This is a genomic window from Pseudoalteromonas sp. XI10, from assembly GCF_001469895.1.
Taxonomy (GTDB): domain Bacteria; phylum Pseudomonadota; class Gammaproteobacteria; order Enterobacterales; family Alteromonadaceae; genus Pseudoalteromonas.
Genome location: NZ_LOPY01000058.1, coordinates 1 through 210, shown reverse-complemented (window position 1 = coordinate 210; position 210 = coordinate 1). Strand labels below are relative to the sequence as shown.

Below are 210 nucleotides of genomic sequence, written 5' to 3'. Positions count from 1 at the left end.
TCCGCTCGACTTGCATGTGTTAGGCCTGCCGCCAGCGTTCAATCTGAGCCATGATCAAACTCTTCAATTAAAAGTTTTTTGTTTGAAGTAAACTTCAAACCATGCTCAATGAATTCTGATTGTTTGTTTCTACTTTTTAAAAAAGTAAAATCAAAACGAATTGACTATATAGTCACTCAGTTACATTTGAGACTCTAAATTTGTTTGCGT

1 rRNA gene is annotated in these 210 nt (G+C 34.8%); it reads right to left on the bottom strand.

Features of this window, described 5'->3' with window-relative positions:
* Positions 1-70: ribosomal RNA gene (locus AUR67_RS17440) — 16S ribosomal RNA — on the bottom strand; the annotation flags it as partial.
* Positions 71-210: the final 140 nt, after the last annotated feature.